Here is an 18,511-nt window from a genome sequence, read left to right on the forward strand (position 1 = left end):
CTTTCAGCCATGCGCAGCCTTGGCCGAGGGAGCGCGAAGACGGAGATCACGCGATCCCGGGCACGATGCCAAGCGGCGGCAGCCGTCGACTGCCACCTGCCACCTGCCACCTGCCACCTGCCACCTGCCACCTGCCCCGAGTCCCGGCGTCGCACTCGTCTAACGTCTGTCTGGCGGCGTCTGCATTCAGTGCCTGGTAAAGCGGCTTCAGTGCCTTTACTTGGTACGAGCAGCGCCAACGACGCTGCTCGTCCCCAGCCTAGCGGTTGACCGTCTTCGCCGGCAACGCGACGACCAGCAGCGAGCTCAGCAACAGGCAGGCCGCGAAAATCCACATCGCCACCTGGGCGCTATGGAAGTGGTCCATCACCACGCCCATCAGCGAGTTGCTTACCAGCCCGGCGATGTTCGCCACCGAGCAGGCCAGGGCGAAGCCGGTCGCCGCCGCGGTGCCCTTGAGGAAGGTCGCCGGCAGGCTGAAGAACACCGGTACGGCGCCGATGATGGTCATTGAAGCGAGGGAAAACAGTGCTACGGTGGCAGCCACGTTCTGGGTGAAGAAGGTGCTGAGGAACATTGCCGCCGCACCGATGATGAAGGGCACGATGATGTGCCAGCGGCGCTCGCGATGCTTGTCTGAACTGGCTCCGATGGCCAGCATGCCGATCAAGCCGGCCAGGCTCGGAATGGCCACCAGCAGGCCGATATCGGCGGGATTGGACACCCCGGCGTTCTTGATGAAGGTCGGCAGCCAGAAGCCCATGGCGTAGGCGCTGAGCAGGATCGAGAAGTCGATGCCGCCGAGCATCCACACCTTGATGTTGAAGAAGCCGTCGCGGAACGAATGTCCGCCGGGGTTCTCGCTGTCATCCTTGGCTAACACCGCGCTGAGTTCAGCCTTTTCCGCGCTGCTGAGCCATTTCGCGTCGGCAATCCCGTTCGGTAGCATTGCAAAGCACAGGAAGCCCAGTACCACGGTCGGCACCGCTTCCAGCAGGAATAGCCACTGCCACGCAGCCAAGCCACCGACGCCACCGAAATGGCCCATGATCCAGCCCGACAGCGGACTGCCTATCAGGCTCGACAGCGGCAGGCCGATCATGAACAGGGCGATGATGCGACTGCGGCGGTACGAGGGGAACCACTGGCTGAGGTAGTACAGCACCCCCGGTAGAAAGCCCGCTTCGGCCGCGCCCAGCAGGAAGCGCAGGGTATAGAACTGCCACTCGGTGGTGACGAACATGGTCAGTCCCGAGAGCAGCCCCCAACTGATCATGATGCGGGCGATCCACAGCCGCGCGCCGACCTTTTCCAGCACCAGGTTGCTTGGGACTTCGAACAGGATGTAGCCGACGAAAAACAACCCGGCCCCTAGGCCGTAGGCGGTTTCGCTCAGGTGCAGGCTGTCGAGCATCTGCAACTTGGCGAAACCGACGTTGATGCGATCCAGGTAAGCGGCCAGGTAACAGAAGCACAGGAAGGGGATTATCCTCCAGGTCACCTTGCGATAGCTGTCGTACTGCTCAGCACGTGGCATTTCGAGGGCTCTGGTTTCGCTGAGTGACATGGTCGTGCCTCCTGGTTTAGCCGCTTTTCGCGGTGCTACGGGCTAAGTACGTTGGTAGGCAGGAAGCAATGAGGTCAGGAGCGGCTCTTGTACGGACGCTTACCCGGTGGCCGCTTATAGCGAGGCGAGGTAGTCCAGCGCTGCGGCGCGGGAAACCACATCTCCGTATTTATTATCGATGTCGAACAGGTTGGCCTCGTGGGGCGCCTGGTGGCGATCGCCCACGCACTCGCGCACCACGATACCGCGATAGCCGTACTGCACGGCATCCACCGCGGTGGCGCGCACGCAACCGCTGGTGGAGCAGCCGAGCATGATCAGGGTGTCCACCCCCATCGCATGCAGCATGGGCGCCAGGCTGGTACCGAAAAAGGCGCTGGCGTACTGCTTGGTCAACACCACTTCGCTGGGCAGCGGCTGCACGTCCGGGCAGAACGCGGCCAAGGGGTTGCCCTCGACCATGTCCTGCATGACCGGCGCTTTCTTCACCCACATGCCGCCATCGGCGAAATGCCCGGGGTGGTAGCGGATATTGGTATGGATCACCGGAATGCCCCGGGCCCGCGCGGCCGCCAACAGCGCGACGCTGTGGGTCACCGCCTCGACCACGCCTGGCGCGAACAAGGGCGCGCCAGGCGTGGTGTAGCCCTGCATGAAGTCGATCAGCAGCAGCGCGGGACTCTGCCCGAAGCCGACGCGGTTGCCCCAGACGCCGGCATAGTTGTCTTCTGCGGTGCTCATGGTGGGCTCCTCAGTAAGCGCCAGACAACAGGGCGCCGGCGCCGGGCACGATGGGCTCCAGCTGCAGGGCCTTGAGCATGGCGTAGGTAGTGGCAATCGCCGCGGTGAGCACCGGCTTGCCGGTTTGCGCCTCGACCCTGGCGACGGCGCCCAGCGAGGGCATCTGCACGCACGCGGAGAGCACGATGACGTCCACCTCGGTCAGGTCCAGTCCGGCGACGATGCTGGGCAGCTTGGCCGGATCATGGCGGGCGACTTCAAGGTTGTCTGGAATCTCCAGGGCATGCCACACCTTCACCTCGATGCCTTCGTGCTGGATGTAGTCCACCACCAGCTCGGTCAGCGGCTTCATGTACGGCGCCACCAAGGCGATGCGCTTGGCGCCGAGCACCTTGAGGCCGTCGACCAGGGCACCGGCGCTGGTGATCACCTTGGCCTGGGAGTCATTGTCCATCACCACCTGGCCCAGACGCTGCTGGGATTCACGGTGGTAGCCACGGCCCATGGCCATGATCGCCACCAGGCAGGCGTAGCCCAGCACGTCGACGCGGGCGTCGGACAGCTCCAGGGCGCAGCGGTCGGACTGGGCGTCCATGGCCGCCAGTTCTTCCTTCTTCACGTGTTTCATGCGCATGCGCGCCGAGTGGTAGGTGAAGCGCTCGGGGCGGATCGACTGGCGCGCGGTAAGCATCGCCGGGATCTCGGTTTCCATGGTGGTGTTCGAACTCGGCACGATCTGGCCGATGCGGTAGAGCTTGCCCATGGTGCGTCTCCGGAATCAGCTCAGGGGGTGGCCGAGGAAGGTGCCGAAGGCGGCAAAGAAGCCTTCGAAATCGTCCCAGGGAATCATGTGTCCGGCGTTATCCACCCTTACGGTCTGGATCGACGGCTGCAGCTCGCGAATTTCGGCCTCGTCTTCGGCGCCGATCACGCCGCCTTTACCCGCGATCATCAGCAGGGTAGGCAGGGTGTTGCGCGGAAAGTCCTGGTGGATGTCCTCTTCGTGGAAGTCTTCATAGGCCTTGAGGATCGCCGGGGCGTAGCAGGTGTGCAGCCACTCGGCGCGCAGGGCCCGTTGTTCCTCGCTCCAGGTCGGGCAGAAGGCGAGCATGGCGGTGGCGTCCATGCCTTGCGACGCCTGGGCGATGGAGTCCAGGTACCAGGGCAGCTTGCCGGGGTATTCGCGGCGGCCCGGGCCGGACACCGGTGGGTCGATCAGGGCCAGACGGCTGAACGGCGCCTCGGGATGGCGCGTGGCCGCCCGCAGGATGAAGCGCGCGCCCATGGAATGGCCTACCAACAGGCAATCCTGCAGCTCCAGGGCCTCGGCGAAGGCGGCGATGTCATCGGCGCAGGCGTCGGTACCGTAGTCCAGTTCCGGGCCGGTCGCCGACAGGCCGCGGCCGCGGACGTCCAGCACGTAGGTATCGAAGTGCTCGGCCAGGCGCTCGGCAACGAAGCCCCAGGTGATCGCCGGGCTGGTGATGCCCGGAATCAGTAGCAGTGGCTGGCCCTGGCCGCCATAGCGCAGGTAGTGCTGGCGGATACCGTTGGCCTGCACGTTGGCGCCGTAGAGGAGGCGGCTCATGCCGCGTTCTCCGATTTCAGCGGATGGTCGAACAGCTCGTAGCCGAATACCCATGAAGGGTCTTCCTGGGTACGTAGCCAGGTATTGGCGTTGGATACCGCCTGCACGCGGGAGGCGCGTTCCTTGCGGTTGGCCTCGTACAGGCGGAAGCCCGTGGCGTAGTCGCGCAGACCGGTTTCCGTCAGGCAGCGGGCGAGCATGGCGCCGTCTTCGATGGCCATGGCTGCGCCCTGGGCCATGTGTGGTTTCATCGGGTGGCAGGCATCGCCCAGCAGCACCATGCGGCCCTTGCTCCACACGGGGAGCGGTTGGCGGTTGAGCAGGGGCCACTTGGTGATGCTTTCGGCGTTCTCGATCAGCGCCTGCACGCTCGGGTGGTAGCCCTTGAACGCATCAAACATGGCCGCGCGGTCGCAGTCGACGAAGCTGGCATTGCCGCCTTCCCATTCGGCCTGGGGCACGCCGCTGACGAAGTAGTACTCGTCGCGCTTGGCGGTGGTGTAGTAGACCATCAGATGGCGGTCGGCCGACCACCACTTCACGCAGTCTTCGAAGTTGAAATCGTACTTGGCCAGCTGGTGTGCCGGGATCAGTGCGCGGTGGCCGACCCAGCCACTGTAGGTGGGCGCTTCGACGCCCAGCAGGTGCTCGCGAACGCGCGAGTTGATGCCGTCGGCGCCGATCACGATGTCGGCGCGAGCCTGGGTGCCATCGGCAAATTTCAGCAGCACATCGCTGCCGCTCTCATCGAGGCTGGCCAGGTGCTTGTTGAAGTGCACCGAGCCGGGCTTGAGGGCAGTCATCTGCAGGGCATGCAGGTCACCGCGGTGCACGGTGAGGTAGGCGGCGCCGTATTCCTTGCGGGCGAAGTCGCCCAGCGGGATGCGCGACAGGTACTCGCCGTCCTGGTCGCGGCTAAACCAGAACTCCGGGTGCGAACCCATGGCTTCGAGCTGCTTCTCGATGCCCTGACGGCGGAAGATCTTTAGCACGTTGGGGCCCATATGGATCCCGGCGCCCAGGCGCGCGAAGTGCGGCGCCTGTTCGTAGAGATCGACTTCGAAGCCGGCCTGCTGCAGCGAGGCGGCTGCTGCAGCGCCGCCCAGGCCGGCGCCGACGATAGCGATTCGGTGTATAGCCCCCATGGGTGTCTCTCCTCGAAAGCCGATCTCAGAGCGCGGGATCGGAACGCATTTACAGTGTATGCATTATTATTTTTTCCTGTGAAGAGATTTTTGGTGATCGTAAGAGAAACGTCTTCGTCGCTAAAAATAGTTTATTTATCAGCTATATAGCGTTTTTAAGCGCAAAAGTTGGATTGGCTTGTGCTTTGCAGGTGCCGCTGGATGTTTTAAAAACGAGGCGTTAAGTAGCGTATACATTGTAAGTATGCACCATCAAGAAGCGCGCTGTACCTTCCTGGTGCATATTCCGCCCAGAGGCTCAGGAGAAAATGCTATGGCTGTCAGCGACGGTGAACTGACCCAGATGTTCGAGCACGTGCTCAAGCTTTCGAAAGTGGATGCCACCCAGAGCGTGGCCATTCTCAAAGCCCACTACTCCAACCCGCGCACCGTACGCGCGGCGATGGAAGCGGCCCAGCGTCTGGGCGCCAAGGTCTACGCGGTGGAATTGCCCGCGTTCAATGCGCCGGTGGCCATGGGCAACGACATGACCGCCTACTGCGGCGACACCGCCCTGACTGGCAATCTCGCGGCCCAGCGGGCGCTGGAAGCGGCCGACCTGATCATCGACACCATGATGCTGCTGCACTCGCCCGAGCAGGAGCAGATCCTCAAGACCGGCACGCGCATGCTGCTGGCGGTGGAACCCCCGGAAGTGCTGGCGCGCATGTTGCCCACCGAGGCCGACAAAGCCCGGGTGATGGCCGCCGAAACGGTACTCAAGCAGGCCCGCAGCATGACCGTGCGCTCCCGCGCCGGCAGTGACTTCCGCGCCGCGTTGGGGCAATACCCGGCGGTGACCGAATACGGTTATGCCGACGCCCCGGGCCGCTGGGACCACTGGCCAAGCGGCTTCCTGTTCACCTGGCCGAACGAGGGAACCGCTGAGGGCACCCTGGTGCTGGACGTCGGCGATATCCTGCTGCCGTTCAAGACCTACTGCCGCGAGCGCGTCACCCTGGAGATCGAAGAGGGCTTCATCACCGGCATCCATGGGGGATTCGAGGCCGAGTATCTGCGTGAGTACCTGAAGTATTTCAACGACCCCGAGGTGTATGGCATCTCCCATATCGGCTGGGGTCTGCAGCCTCGCGCGCAGTGGACCGCCATGGGCCTGCACGACAAGAACGACGGCATGTGCATGGACGCCCGCGCGTTCTACGGCAACTTCCTGTTTTCCACCGGCCCCAACACCGAGGTGGGTGGCAAGCGCAAGACGCCGTGCCACCTGGACATCCCGCTGCGCAACTGTGACATCTACCTCGACGATGAGGCCGTGGTATTGGCTGGCGACGTGGTCGCCCCGGCAGCCTCCATCGCTCGTTGAGCCAGAGCCGCCGGCGTCCGTGACGCGAGGTCAGGACGCGCGGCGGTGACGGGGTTTGGGGTATCGTTAGGCGATTTCCAGCTGCCCCGGATCTGTCCTGCCTATGAGTTCCCCCGATCCTTCCTACGCCTTCGCCGAACAGGTGGGGCACTTGCTGCGCAAGGCTTACCAGCGCCACATGGCGATCTTTCAGCAGAACGTCGGCGAGACGCAGCTCACCGCGGTGCAGTTCATCACCCTCTGCGCCGTGCGCGACAACGGCCCCCGCTCGCTGACCGAACTGGTGGCGCTGACTGCCGTGGACCAGGCCACCATCCGCGGCATCGTCGAGCGCCTCCAGGCCCGCGAGCTGGTGGAGCTGGGCCATGATGCGCGGGACCGGCGCAAGGTCATCGTGCATCTGTCCGCCGCGGGTCGCCTGGCGGTCGAGCGGACCGTGCCCGCGGCTCAGGAGATCAGCGAGCTAACCATGAGCAACCTCAACCCCGTCGAACGGGTGGCGATGCTGTTCCTGCTGCGTAAGATGATCGCCGACCCGGCGGACCAGCCTGGCTGATCGCGCTCACGATGAAGCCGGCGCCGCCCCGGCGACGTCCCAATACTCGGCATACCCCGCTCCGCTAGCCAGTTGGTACCGTTCTTGCCTTTTGATGTAGTCAGCACTATACGAACATCAAGAGTGGCATGAACAAACCTCTTTCGCCCACCGCCACGGCCAGCGTCACTTGCACCGTCAACGGCCAGCCCGTGACCTGCAGCGCCATGGCCGACACGCCCCTGCTATTGGTGCTGCGCAACGACCTCCACCTCAATGGCCCGAAGTTCGGTTGCGGGCTGGGCGAGTGCGGGGCGTGCACGGTGATCGTCGACGGCAAGGCCGCCCGCTCTTGCGTGCTGCCGCTGAGCGGGGTAGCGAATCGACACGTCACCACCCTCGAAGGTCTCGGAGACCGTCACCACCCGCATCCGGTGCAGCAAGCCTTCATCGAGGCCCAGGCAGCCCAGTGCGGCTATTGCCTGAACGGCATGATCATGACCGCCAAGGCCTTGCTCGATCGCAACCCGGATCCCAGCGAGGCGCAGATTCGCCGCGCGCTGTCGGCCAACCTGTGCCGCTGCGGCACGCACCTGGAGATCCTCGCTGCGGTGCGCCGTGCCTCCCAGCTTTACCGTGAGAGCCGCCGCAATGAATGAGCGTACCCTACCCACCCAGGCCGAGCTGCTGGAGCGCGATGGCGTGCTGCTGGTGATCGCCGAGATCCAGCCGCCTTCCGGCCCGGTGCCCAAGGGCCAGACTCCGGTGCTCAAGCCCACAGAGTTGGGGCTGTTCATCGCCTTGTGCGACAGTGGCGAATACTACGCTTTCAACGGCCACGTCGACCTCGGTACCGGCATCCAGACCGCCCTCGGGCAGATCGTTGCCGAAGAGCTGGACCTGCGCCTGGACCAGCTGCGCATGGTGCTCGGCGACACCGCCCGGGCACCCAACCAGGGCGCCACCATCGCCAGCGCCACGTTGCAAATCTCCGCAGTGCCGCTGCGCAACGCCGCGGCCGAAGCACGCCGGTGGCTGCTGACGGCCGCCGCCGAGCGCTTCGGCACTGCCGATCTGCGCATCGAGGCCGGCGTGGTGCATGGGCGCGCCGACCAGGCGCTAAGTTTCGCTGAATTGATCCAGGGCCGGCGCATCGTGCTGACCCTCAGCGGCGATGCCCCCTTGAAACCGCTGACCGACTACAGGCTGGTGGGCCAAAGCTCGGCGCGCGTCGATATCCCGGCCAAGGCAACCGGCGAGCTGACCTTCGTGCACGACATGCGCGTGCCCGACATGCTGCATGGCCGCGTGGTGCGTCCACCCTACGATGGCTACGACACCGGCGTGTTTGTCGGTACCAGCCTGCTCAGCGTGGATGAAGGCTCCATCGCGCATCTCCCCGGCATCGTCCGCGTGGTGGTGCTCGGCGACTTTATCGGCATCGTCGCCGAGCGCGAGGAGCAGGCAATCAAGGCCGCCCGTGAGCTCAGGGTGCAGTGGAAGCCCTGGCAGCAGCACCTGCCCAACCTCGACGACATCGAACAGGCGCTGCGCGACAATCCATCCACAGAACGCGTGGTGCACGACACCGGCGGCGTCGACGCGGCACTGGCCGGCGTCGCTACACGACTGACCCGTCGCTACCTGTGGCCGTACCAGCTGCACGCTTCCATCGGCCCGGCCTGTGCGGTGGCCGATGTCCAGCCTGCGGGCATCCGCATCTGGTCCGGTACGCAAAATCCTCACGCCCTACGCGCCGATCTGGCCTGGCTGCTGGAATGCGATGAAGCCGGCATCGAGATCATCCGCATGGAAGCCGCCGGCTGCTACGGCCGCAATTGTGCTGACGACGTCTGCGCTGACGCCGTGCTGCTGTCCCGCGCGGTTGGCAAGCCGGTGCGCGTGCAGCTGACCCGCGAGCAGGAGCACGCCTGGGAGCCCAAGGGCACCGCGCAGTTGATGGAGGTCGACGGCGGCATCGACTCCGCCGGCGACTTGGCCGTCTATGACTTCCGTACCCGCTACCCGTCCAATGGCGCGCCGACCCTGGCGCTGCTGCTGACCGGTAGGGTAGAGCCGGTGCCGGTGGCCTACGAAATGGGTGATCGCACCGCCGTACCCCATTACCGGTATCCCGAGCTGCGCGTCAGCATCGAAGACATGGCCCCCATCGTGCGCGCTTCCTGGCTGCGCGGCGTGTCGGCGCTACCCAACGTGTTCGCCCACGAATCCTATATCGACGAACTGGCCTACGAGGCCGGCGTCGACCCGGTGGAATACCGCCTGCGCTACCTGCCGGACGAACGCGCCGCCGAACTGGTGCGCGCCACCGCCGAGCGTGCGCAATGGACGCCCCGCACCCAGCCGGCGCAAACCTCCAGCGAAGACGGTGTGCTGCGCGGTCGTGGCTTTGCCTATGCGCGCTACATCCATAGCAAATTCCCCGGCTTCGGCGCCGCCTGGGCTGCCTGGGTAGCGGACGTGGCCATCGACAAGGCCACCGGCGACATCGCCGTGACCCGCGTGGTGGTCGGCCATGACGCCGGCATGATGGTCAATCCGGCCGGCGTGCAGCATCAGATCCACGGCAACGTGATGCAGTCCACCAGCCGTGTGCTCAAGGAGCGTGTGACCTTCGAAGAGTCGCGGGTGGCGAGCAAGGAGTGGGGCGGCTACCCGATCCTGACCTTCCCACAAGTGCCCGACGTCGACGTGATGATGATGCCGCGCCAGAGCGAGCCGCCGCTCGGCGCCGGCGAGTCGGCTTCGGTGCCCAGCGCCGCGGCCATCGCCAATGCCGTGTTCGATGCCACCGGCATTCGTTTTCGCGAGCTGCCGATCACCGCCGAGCGGGTGCTGGCGGCGCTCAAGGCCGCCGAACCGCAGGACCCGATCGGGCTGCCCTATGCCGCACCGCCCAAGAGCAAGAAGCGCAAATGGCTGTTCGGCGGCTTGGCAGGGCTGTTCGGCACCGCGGTGGGCCTGGGCATCAGTGCCCTGCCATGGCGCGCCGAGATCGCCGCGGTCACGCCGCCACCGGCTGGAACCTGGAGCGTCGCCACGCTGGAGCGCGGCCGGCAACTGGCCGCCGCCGGTGACTGCGCCGTGTGCCATACCGCCCACGGCGGCGTGACCAACGCCGGTGGCCTGGCCATGGATACGCCGTTCGGCGTTCTGTACAGCACCAACATCACCCCGGATATCCAAACCGGCATCGGCAACTGGTCGTTCGCCGCCTTCGACCGTGCCATGCGCCAAGGCATCAGCCGCGACGGCCGGCATCTGTACCCGGCGTTTCCCTACACGGCCTTTCGCAACATCAAGGAAGCCGACATGCAGGCGCTGTACGCTTACCTGATGTCGCAACCCGCGGTGCCGAGTACGCCACCAGCCAACCAGATGCGCTTCCCGTTCAACGTGCGGTCGCTGATGGCCGGCTGGAACACCCTGTTCCTCAAGCAGGGCGAATACCAGGACGATCCGGCCCGCAGTGCCCAGTGGAACCGCGGCAATTACCTGGTCAATGGCCTGGGCCACTGCGCCGCCTGTCACTCGCCACGCAATGCGCTGGGCGCGGAGCAGGGCGGGGTGAAGTTCCTGTCCGGGGCGATGGTCGATGGCTGGGAGGCGCCAGCGCTGACCGGGCTGTCAAAAGCGCCGACGCCCTGGACCGAAGAGCAGCTGTTCACCTATATGCGCACCGGCTTCAGCGCCGAGCATGGCGTGGCGGCCGGACCCATGGGGCCGGTGGTCAGCGAGTTGTCGACGTTGCCGGACGATGATTTGCGGGCGATCGCCCACTACCTTGGCAGCCTCGAAGGCGAGCCCCCCGCGCAGGGGCAAAAGACCGTGGCCAGGGTGCCAGCGACGGCCGACCTGGCCAACGGTCGGCGGGTGTTCGAAGGCGCCTGCGCCGGTTGCCACAGTGCCTTGGAAGGTGGCCCCGAACTGTTCGGGGTGAGCCCGTCCATGGCGGCCAACACCAACGTGCATAGCGACCGGCCCGACAACTTGATCAAGGTCATCCTGCAGGGCATCGGTAATCCGGCGGTCAGCGACCTGGGTTACATGCCGGCGTTCAAGGACAGCCTCTCCGATACCCAGGTCAGCGACCTGGCGTCCTACCTGCGCAGCACCTTCGCTGCCGACAAGGCGCCATGGCCGCCACTGGGCAAGCAAGTCGCCTGGCTACGTGCCAACCCGGGCAGCCACTGAGCTACATCATTTTCTCGACGCGCCCGCCAGGGATGACCTGGCTGTATCGAACGAGACGGTGCAGGCCGTCGAACGCCTGCTCACCACGCTGCGCGGGGAGCGGGACGGCTAGCGGGAGCTCGCCTACCCGTGGCGGGCGATGTGCTTCGCGCTGGTGCAGGAGAACCAGGCCCTGCGCGACCGGCTGCAGGAGCCACCTCGACCCATGCGGCCCACCGGGCGGACCTAGGCCGTCGCCCGGTACTGCAACGCCTCGGCCAGTTGCGTCCGCTGGATGTCGGCCTGGCCGGCGAGATCGGTCAGGGTGCGGGCCACCTTGATCACCCGGTGCAGGGCGCGCAGGGACAGATTCAGGCGTTCACCGGCGGCTTCCAGCCAGCGCTGATCGGCGTCGTGCAGGGCACAGACCTGATGCAGCTGGTCCAGGCCGAGCAGGGCGTTCGGCCGGCCCTGGCGCGCCAGCTGGATGGCGCGCGCCTCGGCCACCTGCCGCGCCGCCGCGGCGGTCGTCAGTTCGGCCGTTGGCGGGGCGCCCAGGCGCAGATGCTCGCGGGCTACGGTCAGGTGCAGGTCTATCCGGTCCAGCAGTGGGCCGGACAGCTTGGCGCGATAGCGCTGGATCTGGTCCGGGCTGCAGCGACAGCGCCCGCTGGGATCGCCGAGATAGCCACAGGGGCAGGGATTCATCGCCGCCACCAGCTGGAAGCGTGCCGGAAAACGCACCCGTTCCCGCGCCCGGGCGATGACGATCTCGCCGCTCTCCAGGGGTTCGCGCAGCACCTCCAGCACCTTGCGATCGAATTCCGGCAGCTCATCGAGGAACAGCACCCCGCAATGGGCGAGGGTGATCTCGCCCGGGCCAGGCCGACTGCCACCTCCCACCAACGCCGGGCCGGACGCCGAATGGTGCGGCTGGCGGAACGGCCGCTGCGGCCAGTGCTGCAGTGGCTCGGGCCCGGCTACCGAATGGATGGCGGCCACCTGCAGTGCCTCCTCTTCGTCCAGCGCTGGCAACAGGCCCGGTAGGCGACTGGCGAGCAGCGTCTTGCCGGTTCCCGGCGGCCCGGCCAGCAGCAGGTTATGGGCGCCGGCCGCGGCCACCACCAGGGCGCGCTTGGCCGCCTGCTGGCCCTGGACCTCGGCCAGGTCCGGGTAGGGCAGGGGAGTACGCAGCAGCCCGCTGGGCTGGTAATGGCTAAGCGGCGCCTGGCCGCTCAGGTGTCCGGCGAATTCCAGCAGGTGATCCACCGCCAGTACCGCCAGACCGCTGGCCAGGCAGGCCTCCTCGGCATTGGCGCGGGGCACCACCAGGACGCGTCCGGCCGCCCGGGCGGCGAGCGCCGCCGGCAGCACGCCGCGGACCGGCCGCACCGCACCCGACAACGCCAGCTCCCCGAGGCATTCGTAACCTTCCAGGCCCGGCGCCGGCAGCTGGCCACTGGCGGCCAGGATGCCGATGGCCAGGGCGAGGTCGAAGCGACCACCGTCCTTCGGCAGGTCGGCCGGGGCGAGATTGAGGGTGATGCGGCGGCTGGGAAACTCGAAGCCGGCATTGAGGATGGCGCTGCGCACCCGGTCTTTGGCTTCGCGGACCGCCGTTTCCGGCAGGCCCACCAGGGTGAGCGCCGGCAGGCCATTGGCCAGGTGGGCTTCGACCACCACGCTGGGCGCTTCGACACCCACCTGGGCGCGGGTATGAACGAGGGCAAGCGACATGATCTCTCCCTGATCGTGATTCGCTAGACGACAAGGCTGCACCATCCTGGCGCGCCGGTACGGCTCAGTCGGCGGGAGCGACGTCCGTGGCCGGGGTGACCGGCGGGGTAGTGGCCTGGGGCTTGGCGCTCTCCAGCTCGGTCAGCCGGGCTTCGAGAGCCTCCAGACGTGCCCGGGTCCGCGCCAGCACGGCCATCTGGGCATCGAATTCCTCACGGCTGACGACATCCAGCTTGCTCAGCGCACCCTGCAGCAGCGCCTTGAACTGACTCTCGAGTTCCGCCTTGGGCAGCGGCGAGTCCTGACCGAACAGCCGGCTGGCCTGCTGAGTCAGGGAATCGAACAGCGAACGGGTCGTGGACATGGTCATCCCCTGCGAAAGCAAAGCCCGAGTGTAGCACAGCGGGTTTTCCGCATCGGTCGCAGCTCTTGCACCGCTTTGGTGCCATGCCTGGCCCAGAGCTGTTCGCTGTTGGTGCAAAGAGTTGCCCTCCAGGATGTCCGCTGCCCCTTCAGGAGGCGCGCCAGGCGTGCTACCCCTGATAATCCGTACGCCTTCACAAACCTGGCAAGCTTTCTGCTACTGCCGATTGCAGAGACGGGCGTCAGAAGGCGCCTGAGGTAGGGGCGCCTCCGGCAGCCGCTACCGTGACCACGGTGTTCGACATGCCGACGGTTAAACAGACGGTCACTGCGCTAGACTTGGGCCGGGGTTTGTTTTCCTGGGGCCAGTCCACTCAATCGGGAGAAGTTCATGAAACTAGTCACCGCCATCATCAAGCCGTTCAAGCTCGACGACGTGCGTGAGTCGCTGTCCGAGATCGGTGTGCAAGGCATCACCGTCACCGAGGTCAAGGGCTTCGGGCGCCAGAAGGGCCACACCGAGCTCTATCGCGGCGCCGAATACGTCGTCGACTTCCTGCCCAAGGTCAAGATCGACGTCGCCATCGCCGACGACCAGCTCGACCGCGTCATCGAGGCCATCACCAAGGCCGCCAACACCGGCAAGATCGGCGACGGCAAGATCTTCGTGGTGAACCTCGAGCAGGCCATCCGCATCCGTACTGGCGAAACCGACACAGACGCCATCTGACGATCTAACCGACCGCCCAACCCCACACGAGCCCCAGGAGAAACAACGATGACTCTGCGCACCTACGCAGGGCTAGGAGCCCTCATGTCTTTCGTAGCGCTGCCGGGCCTGGCCATGGCCCAGGAAGCGGCTGCGGCACCTGCCATCAACAGTGGCGACACCGCCTGGATGCTGGTCTCGACGGCACTCGTGCTGTTCATGACCATCCCGGGTCTCGCGCTGTTCTACGGCGGCATGGTGCGTGCCAAGAACGTCCTCTCGGTGATGATGCAGTGCTTCGCCATCACCGGTCTCATCAGCATCCTGTGGATGGTCTACGGCTACAGCCTGGCCTTCGACACCACCGGCATGGAGAAGGGCGTCACCAACTTCAACTCCTTCATCGGCGGTTTCGGCAAGGCCTTCCTCTCCAGCCTGCAGCATGACGCCGTCACCTCGGCGACCGCGCTGTTCCCGGAAAGCGTCTTCGTCACCTTCCAGATGACCTTCGCCATCATCACCCCGGCGCTGATCGTCGGTGCCTTCGCCGAGCGCATGAAGTTCTCCGCCATGCTGGTCTTCACCGGCCTGTGGTTCACCTTCGTCTACGCCCCCATCGCCCACATGGTCTGGAGCGGCGACGGCGGCCTGCTGTGGGACTGGGGCGTGCTGGACTTCGCCGGTGGTACCGTGGTGCACATCAACGCCGGTGTCGCCGGCCTGGTGGCTGCCCTGGTCCTGGGCAAGCGCAAGGGTTACCCGACCACCCCGATGGCCCCGCACAACCTGGGCTACACCCTGGTCGGCGCCGCCATGCTGTGGGTCGGCTGGTTCGGCTTCAACGCCGGCTCCGCCGCCGCTGCCAACGGCACCGCGGGCATGGCCATGCTGACCACCCAGATCGCCACCGCCGCCGCCGCCCTGGGCTGGATGTTCGCCGAGTGGATCACCCACGGTAAGCCGAGCGCCCTGGGCATCGCTTCCGGCGTGGTCGCCGGCCTGGTCGCCATCACCCCGGCCGCCGGTACCGCCGGCCCCATGGGCTCGCTGATCATCGGTCTGGCCGCTGGCGTCCTGTGCTTCTTCTGCGCCACCAGCCTCAAGCGCAAGCTGGGCTACGACGACTCCCTGGACGCCTTCGGCGTGCACGGCATCGGCGGCATCGTCGGCGCCCTGCTGACCGGTGTCTTCGCCGCACCGTCCCTGGGTGGCTTCGGCACCGTGACCGACATCGGCGCGCAGTTCTTCATCCAGTTCAAGGGCGTCGCCTTCACCATCGTCTACACCGGCATCGTCACCTTCGTGATCCTCAAGGTGCTGGACATGATCATGGGCCTGCGCGTCAACGAGGAAGAAGAGACCGTGGGTCTGGACCTCACCCTGCACAACGAGCGTGGCTACAACCTGTAAGCCGACGCTATCGAAAAAGGCGCCGCGAGGCGCCTTTTTTGCGTCTGCCCACTGGCTGGAACAACCGCCGTCCTGCTGTGTCTAGACTGCACGCCGGCGGTGAGCAATCACCGCTTTGCTTTTCCGATCGTCGCGCTAGAATGCGCGCCCAGTCAGTCGGCGGGGGTTGTTCATGTGGCTGCAGCGGACCTTTTCCCTCCGCGCGCGAGCGCGTGGCTTTCATCTGGTCACCGATGAGGTGCTGGAGCGGTTGCCCGAGTTGGCCGAGTGCCAGGTCGGCCTGCTGCATCTCTGGCTGCAGCACACCTCGGCGTCCCTGACCATCAACGAGAATGCCGATGGCGCGGTGCGGCGCGACTTCGAGCGGTTCTTCAACCGGCTCGTCCCCCAGGGGCAGGCGGGTTACGAACACGACTACGAGGGCCCGGACGACCTGCCGGCGCATTTCAAGAGCAGCCTGCTGGGCTGCAGCCTGAGCCTGCCGATCCAGGCCGGTCGCCTGGCGCTAGGCACCTGGCAGGGCATCTACCTGGGCGAGCATCGTGACCAGGGTGGCGCGCGTCGCCTGATCGCGACGCTGCAGGGCGAGTAGCCAGGAATTTTTTTTCGGAGACCGCGTCAAAACGCGCGGTCCGATTTTGCCAAAATGTTTGGAGGCGGTTTATGAGCGACGAAGATCTGGAACAGGACGACCTGGAGACGGGCGCGGAAGAGGACGGCGAGAACGAAGACTTCGCGGCGGCGACCGAAGACGCCGAGTCCGAGGACAGTGGCGACAGCGAAGCCCCGGCAGCCGCCAGCAAGGCGAAGAAGAAGCGGGAAGCCGAACCCGAGGAGTTGCCCTCGGTGGAAGCCAAGCAGCGCGAGCGGGATGCGCTGGAGAAGGCCATGCAGGACTTCCTGGCCCGGGGTGGCAAGGTGCAGGAAATCGACGCCAATGTCGTCGCCGATCCGCCCAAGAAGCCCGACAGCAAATATGGCAGCCGTCCCATCTAGGACCGCGCCATACCGCCTCCGAAACCCCGCCACGGCGGGGTTTCGTCTATCTGGCGATCACAGCAGCGCCATCACCATGATGAAGCCGGTGAAGGCCGCGGCCATGGTCGCCAGGCAGGCCATGCAGATTACATCATCTCTCTCATACATGTTGGCAGTGCCCTAGCAGCCCAGTGGGTGATGGCATTCTGCTCTCATGGCAAACATCCCCCTGTGCGACTCATCGCAAAAGGCCATCATCTCGCCATGGTGATGCCAAGCAGTTCACCAATGGCGAGGGGGTCCGTAGGCCGGGCGGGGTTCGTAGGCCGGCTGATAGGGGTAGTAGCCCGGCGGTACGGGTCGCCAGTGCGGGGCGGCATAGCCTGGCTGCGGATAGGGCTGGTAATAGCTGTAGGGGTAGCGATCCCGGCGGTAATAGGGATGGTGCCGATGATGCCGGCGGTATTCGCCGACCGGTACCACGCCGCCCTCGCCGAAAGCCGCCGCGCCACCGCCCGCCCAGGGCTGCGCCCGATCCGGTTCCGGACCTCCATGCGCAGCGGCCAGGCCGCTGGCGGTCAGGGTGGCGGTCAACAGCAGAATCAAAGACGCTCGCGATGCCATGGTGTTCTCCTCGCGGCGCTCGATAGGCCGCGTCACCATGAAACACCTTTGGCTGTCAGCCGACGTCAGGCTGGGTAAAGGTCGGGTAAGGCTGGCGGCTCAGCCCCAGTCCAGGCCCTGCATGGCTACCACGACGATGAGCGCGAGGGCCAGCAGGCAGATGCCGCACATCAGGATGGTCAGCTCCAGTTGATCCAGCCGCCGCTTCATCCCTGCCACCAGTGCCAGAAGGTGAAGCCGACCAGCGCCAGGACCAGGCCGAGGAACAGCCGGTTCAGCCAGAGGCTGACGCCGCTCAGCAGGGCGAGCCAGAAGGGGACGGCCGGCTCGGCGGCGGCGCCGGGCTGCTCCATGGCGTCCTGCTGCAGGACCGGGGGCAGGTGAGGAGCGATGAGGGGGATCGAGCGAATGGGCATCCAGCGAGCGCCTCCGTGCGCCTTGTGCGGGGTATGGCCGGCCGGACGCCTGAGCGCCTTGGCAAGCCTGGGCTGGGCGGCGGTGTGGGCCGGCCGCCGGTGGTGTCGCGGATCATCGCCGATATCCAGGACGGTCGGTTGCTCGGTGGCTGAAAAGGTCGGGCCGTTCCCACTCCTGGCGGCAAATAGCGGCGGGCGTGGGGTCACGGTGGCGATTGTCCGAGGCAGGCGGAGGCGGCGGACTTGAGCTGGCGGCAGCTCTGGGTGCAGCCTTGAAGATCCTAGCGCGATGGGGCGCTTCGCCCTAGAGGAAAACGTCATGTTCAATCTGCTTCGCGACCTGCCCGATGCCACCGCCGCCGAGGTGTTCACCCCGCTGCTGGAGCGGCCCGGCTGTCGCATCGAACGTATCGTCTCCCGCGGCCAGACCACCCCGGCGCACACGCCCTATCGGCAGGCCCACGCCGAATGGGTGCTGCTGCTCCAGGGCGCCGCCCGGATCGCCCTGGAAGGGCGGGAGGTCAGTCTCGTGCCGGGCGACACGCTGTTCATCCCGGCGCAGACCGAGCATTGGGTGACCTTCACCGATCCCGCGGTCGCCAGCGTCTGGCTGGCGATCCATCTTGGCGAAGCCGACGGCCCAGCTGGCCAGGTGCCGGGATGACGAAGCCGGGTGCCAGCGCCTGTATAGCCCCGCCAGCTAGCGGACCAGAGTCACCGGGCCGTGATCGTCGCAGTGGCCGTCGTGAACGTGGTGCAGGCGACCGTCCACCAGGTAGTCGACATGATCGCCATGGGGTACGGCTTCATGGCCGCAAGCCGGGCCATGGACATGATCGGCTGCGTGGCCGGTGCTCTGGCCGTGGGTGCAGTGATCGGGATTGGTGGCGGTGACCGCGATCACGTGCTCGTCCACGTGATCGCCATGCGGGTGGTGCAGGTGGCCGTCGTGGAGATAGTCGACGTGGCCGTCATGCTCGATGGCGATGTGGCCGCACTGGGGGCCGTGCTGGTGGCTGTGATTCGCGTGGTGCTTGTCGTTGCAGTTGGTCATGGAGCCGACTCCGGAAGGGTGGGTGTGGTGACACCGCGCCATTACAAAGTCTGAAGTGGGTAGAGAGTCAAGGGCGCCAAGCCG

General features: G+C 66.0%; 19 protein-coding genes. 9 read left to right on the top strand and 10 right to left on the bottom strand.

All coding sequences use genetic code 11. The annotated features are described in order from the left end of the window. Positions 1 to 259: 259 nt before the first annotated feature. From FSV73_RS14600 to FSV73_RS14620, 5 genes are all read right to left on the bottom strand, one after another. Positions 260 to 1,567: an MFS transporter gene (locus FSV73_RS14600; protein WP_145008575.1), complete on the bottom strand. Its 1,308-nt coding sequence runs from the start codon at positions 1,565 to 1,567 to the stop codon at positions 260 to 262. A 114-nt stretch (positions 1,568 to 1,681) separates the two neighbouring features. After that, positions 1,682 to 2,308 carry an N-carbamoylsarcosine amidohydrolase gene (locus FSV73_RS14605; protein ID WP_145008576.1) on the bottom strand — a complete coding sequence of 209 codons (627 nt, stop codon included), beginning with the start codon at positions 2,306 to 2,308 and terminating at the stop codon, positions 1,682 to 1,684. 10 nt (positions 2,309 to 2,318) lie between these two features. After that, positions 2,319 to 3,071, bottom strand: a complete 753-nt coding sequence (locus tag FSV73_RS14610) for a maleate cis-trans isomerase family protein (RefSeq protein ID WP_145008577.1) — start codon at positions 3,069 to 3,071, stop codon at positions 2,319 to 2,321. Positions 3,072 to 3,086: 15 nt separating this feature from the next. Further along, positions 3,087 to 3,896, bottom strand: a complete 810-nt coding sequence (locus FSV73_RS14615) for an alpha/beta fold hydrolase (protein WP_145008578.1) — start codon at positions 3,894 to 3,896, stop codon at positions 3,087 to 3,089. Continuing rightward, entirely contained in the window at positions 3,893 to 5,041 is a 1,149-nt protein-coding gene (locus FSV73_RS14620; protein ID WP_145008579.1) for an FAD-dependent monooxygenase, read from the bottom strand. The genes FSV73_RS14615 and FSV73_RS14620 overlap by 4 nt, the downstream gene beginning before the upstream one ends. A 313-nt stretch (positions 5,042 to 5,354) precedes the next feature. On the opposite strand from FSV73_RS14620, the gene FSV73_RS14625 reads away from it, so the two are divergent. The 4 genes from FSV73_RS14625 to FSV73_RS14640 all read left to right on the top strand — a co-directional run bounded on the left by FSV73_RS14625 (position 5,355) and on the right by FSV73_RS14640 (position 11,157). After that, positions 5,355 to 6,407 (top strand): 2,5-dihydroxypyridine 5,6-dioxygenase, encoded by a 1,053-nt coding sequence (locus FSV73_RS14625; RefSeq protein WP_145008580.1) that lies wholly within the window; start codon positions 5,355 to 5,357, stop codon positions 6,405 to 6,407. Between the two features lie 103 nt (positions 6,408 to 6,510). Further along, positions 6,511 to 6,963 (top strand): MarR family winged helix-turn-helix transcriptional regulator, encoded by a 453-nt coding sequence (locus FSV73_RS14630; RefSeq protein ID WP_145008581.1) that lies wholly within the window; start codon positions 6,511 to 6,513, stop codon positions 6,961 to 6,963. 128 nt (positions 6,964 to 7,091) lie between these two features. Beyond that, a complete protein-coding gene (locus FSV73_RS14635; protein WP_145008582.1) occupies positions 7,092 to 7,601 on the top strand; it encodes a (2Fe-2S)-binding protein in 510 nt (169 codons plus the stop codon). Then, positions 7,594 to 11,157: a molybdopterin cofactor-binding domain-containing protein gene (locus FSV73_RS14640; protein ID WP_145008583.1), complete on the top strand. Its 3,564-nt coding sequence runs from the start codon at positions 7,594 to 7,596 to the stop codon at positions 11,155 to 11,157. Before FSV73_RS14635 ends, FSV73_RS14640 begins: the two co-directional genes overlap by 8 nt. Positions 11,158 to 11,382: 225 nt before the next feature. On the opposite strand, the gene FSV73_RS14650 is transcribed toward FSV73_RS14640, so the two are convergent. After that, complete coding sequence (locus FSV73_RS14650; RefSeq protein WP_145008584.1) at positions 11,383 to 12,873, bottom strand: YifB family Mg chelatase-like AAA ATPase; 1,491 nt, start codon at positions 12,871 to 12,873, stop codon at positions 11,383 to 11,385. Positions 12,874 to 12,937: 64 nt separating this feature from the next. Further along, positions 12,938 to 13,237: an accessory factor UbiK family protein gene (locus tag FSV73_RS14655; RefSeq protein WP_145008585.1), complete on the bottom strand. Its 300-nt coding sequence runs from the start codon at positions 13,235 to 13,237 to the stop codon at positions 12,938 to 12,940. Positions 13,238 to 13,627: 390 nt separating this feature from the next. On the opposite strand from FSV73_RS14655, the gene glnK reads away from it, so the two are divergent. The 4 genes from glnK to sutA all read left to right on the top strand — a co-directional run bounded on the left by glnK (position 13,628) and on the right by sutA (position 16,351). Further along, on the top strand, positions 13,628 to 13,966 hold the full coding sequence (glnK, locus tag FSV73_RS14660; RefSeq protein WP_003096476.1) for a P-II family nitrogen regulator: 339 nt from the start codon (positions 13,628 to 13,630) through the stop codon (positions 13,964 to 13,966). 48 nt (positions 13,967 to 14,014) lie between these two features. Next, positions 14,015 to 15,355, top strand: a complete 1,341-nt coding sequence (locus FSV73_RS14665) for an ammonium transporter (protein WP_145008586.1) — start codon at positions 14,015 to 14,017, stop codon at positions 15,353 to 15,355. 172 nt (positions 15,356 to 15,527) lie between these two features. After that, complete coding sequence (locus FSV73_RS14670) at positions 15,528 to 15,947, top strand: secondary thiamine-phosphate synthase enzyme YjbQ (protein ID WP_145008587.1); 420 nt, start codon at positions 15,528 to 15,530, stop codon at positions 15,945 to 15,947. Between the two features lie 71 nt (positions 15,948 to 16,018). Then, positions 16,019 to 16,351, top strand: a complete 333-nt coding sequence (gene sutA, locus FSV73_RS14675; RefSeq protein WP_145008588.1) for a transcriptional regulator SutA — start codon at positions 16,019 to 16,021, stop codon at positions 16,349 to 16,351. A 264-nt stretch (positions 16,352 to 16,615) separates the two neighbouring features. On the opposite strand, the gene FSV73_RS14680 is transcribed toward sutA, so the two are convergent. Together FSV73_RS14680 and FSV73_RS14685 are read right to left on the bottom strand one after the other, a co-directional pair. Beyond that, complete coding sequence (locus FSV73_RS14680) at positions 16,616 to 16,996, bottom strand: hypothetical protein (protein ID WP_260856087.1); 381 nt, start codon at positions 16,994 to 16,996, stop codon at positions 16,616 to 16,618. Positions 16,997 to 17,163: 167 nt separating this feature from the next. Then, the gene (locus FSV73_RS14685; RefSeq protein WP_145008589.1) at positions 17,164 to 17,373 is read right to left on the bottom strand and encodes a hypothetical protein; all 210 of its coding nucleotides are present in this window, start codon (positions 17,371 to 17,373) and stop codon (positions 17,164 to 17,166) included. A gap of 319 nt (positions 17,374 to 17,692) precedes the next feature. On the opposite strand from FSV73_RS14685, the gene FSV73_RS14690 reads away from it, so the two are divergent. Next, positions 17,693 to 18,037 (top strand): cupin domain-containing protein, encoded by a 345-nt coding sequence (locus tag FSV73_RS14690; protein WP_145008590.1) that lies wholly within the window; start codon positions 17,693 to 17,695, stop codon positions 18,035 to 18,037. 36 nt (positions 18,038 to 18,073) lie between these two features. Here the strand turns inward: FSV73_RS14690 and FSV73_RS14695 are convergent, their stop codons facing one another. Beyond that, positions 18,074 to 18,427 (bottom strand): hypothetical protein, encoded by a 354-nt coding sequence (locus FSV73_RS14695; protein WP_145008591.1) that lies wholly within the window; start codon positions 18,425 to 18,427, stop codon positions 18,074 to 18,076. Positions 18,428 to 18,511: the final 84 nt, after the last annotated feature.

Source organism: Pseudomonas oryzihabitans (genome assembly GCF_007665395.1).
Lineage (GTDB): Bacteria > Pseudomonadota > Gammaproteobacteria > Pseudomonadales > Pseudomonadaceae > Chryseomonas > Chryseomonas psychrotolerans_C.

Bases quoted from the DNA above. Each gene is read 5' to 3' on its own strand.
- FSV73_RS14600 (WP_145008575.1), bottom strand. From the start codon at position 1,567: ATGTCACTCAGCGAAACCAGAGCCCTCGAAATGCCACGTGCTGAGCAG.
- FSV73_RS14605 (WP_145008576.1), bottom strand. From the start codon at position 2,308: ATGAGCACCGCAGAAGACAACTATGCCGGCGTCTGGGGCAACCGCGTC.
- FSV73_RS14610 (WP_145008577.1), bottom strand. From the start codon at position 3,071: ATGGGCAAGCTCTACCGCATCGGCCAGATCGTGCCGAGTTCGAACACC.
- FSV73_RS14615 (WP_145008578.1), bottom strand. From the start codon at position 3,896: ATGAGCCGCCTCCTCTACGGCGCCAACGTGCAGGCCAACGGTATCCGC.
- FSV73_RS14620 (WP_145008579.1), bottom strand. From the start codon at position 5,041: ATGGGGGCTATACACCGAATCGCTATCGTCGGCGCCGGCCTGGGCGGC.
- FSV73_RS14625 (WP_145008580.1), top strand. From the start codon at position 5,355: ATGGCTGTCAGCGACGGTGAACTGACCCAGATGTTCGAGCACGTGCTC.
- FSV73_RS14630 (WP_145008581.1), top strand. From the start codon at position 6,511: ATGAGTTCCCCCGATCCTTCCTACGCCTTCGCCGAACAGGTGGGGCAC.
- FSV73_RS14635 (WP_145008582.1), top strand. From the start codon at position 7,092: ATGAACAAACCTCTTTCGCCCACCGCCACGGCCAGCGTCACTTGCACC.
- FSV73_RS14640 (WP_145008583.1), top strand. From the start codon at position 7,594: ATGAATGAGCGTACCCTACCCACCCAGGCCGAGCTGCTGGAGCGCGAT.
- FSV73_RS14650 (WP_145008584.1), bottom strand. From the start codon at position 12,873: ATGTCGCTTGCCCTCGTTCATACCCGCGCCCAGGTGGGTGTCGAAGCG.
- FSV73_RS14655 (WP_145008585.1), bottom strand. From the start codon at position 13,237: ATGTCCACGACCCGTTCGCTGTTCGATTCCCTGACTCAGCAGGCCAGC.
- glnK (WP_003096476.1), top strand. From the start codon at position 13,628: ATGAAACTAGTCACCGCCATCATCAAGCCGTTCAAGCTCGACGACGTG.
- FSV73_RS14665 (WP_145008586.1), top strand. From the start codon at position 14,015: ATGACTCTGCGCACCTACGCAGGGCTAGGAGCCCTCATGTCTTTCGTA.
- FSV73_RS14670 (WP_145008587.1), top strand. From the start codon at position 15,528: ATGTGGCTGCAGCGGACCTTTTCCCTCCGCGCGCGAGCGCGTGGCTTT.
- sutA (WP_145008588.1), top strand. From the start codon at position 16,019: ATGAGCGACGAAGATCTGGAACAGGACGACCTGGAGACGGGCGCGGAA.
- FSV73_RS14680 (WP_260856087.1), bottom strand. From the start codon at position 16,996: ATGGTGACGCGGCCTATCGAGCGCCGCGAGGAGAACACCATGGCATCG.
- FSV73_RS14685 (WP_145008589.1), bottom strand. From the start codon at position 17,373: ATGCCCATTCGCTCGATCCCCCTCATCGCTCCTCACCTGCCCCCGGTC.
- FSV73_RS14690 (WP_145008590.1), top strand. From the start codon at position 17,693: ATGTTCAATCTGCTTCGCGACCTGCCCGATGCCACCGCCGCCGAGGTG.
- FSV73_RS14695 (WP_145008591.1), bottom strand. From the start codon at position 18,427: ATGACCAACTGCAACGACAAGCACCACGCGAATCACAGCCACCAGCAC.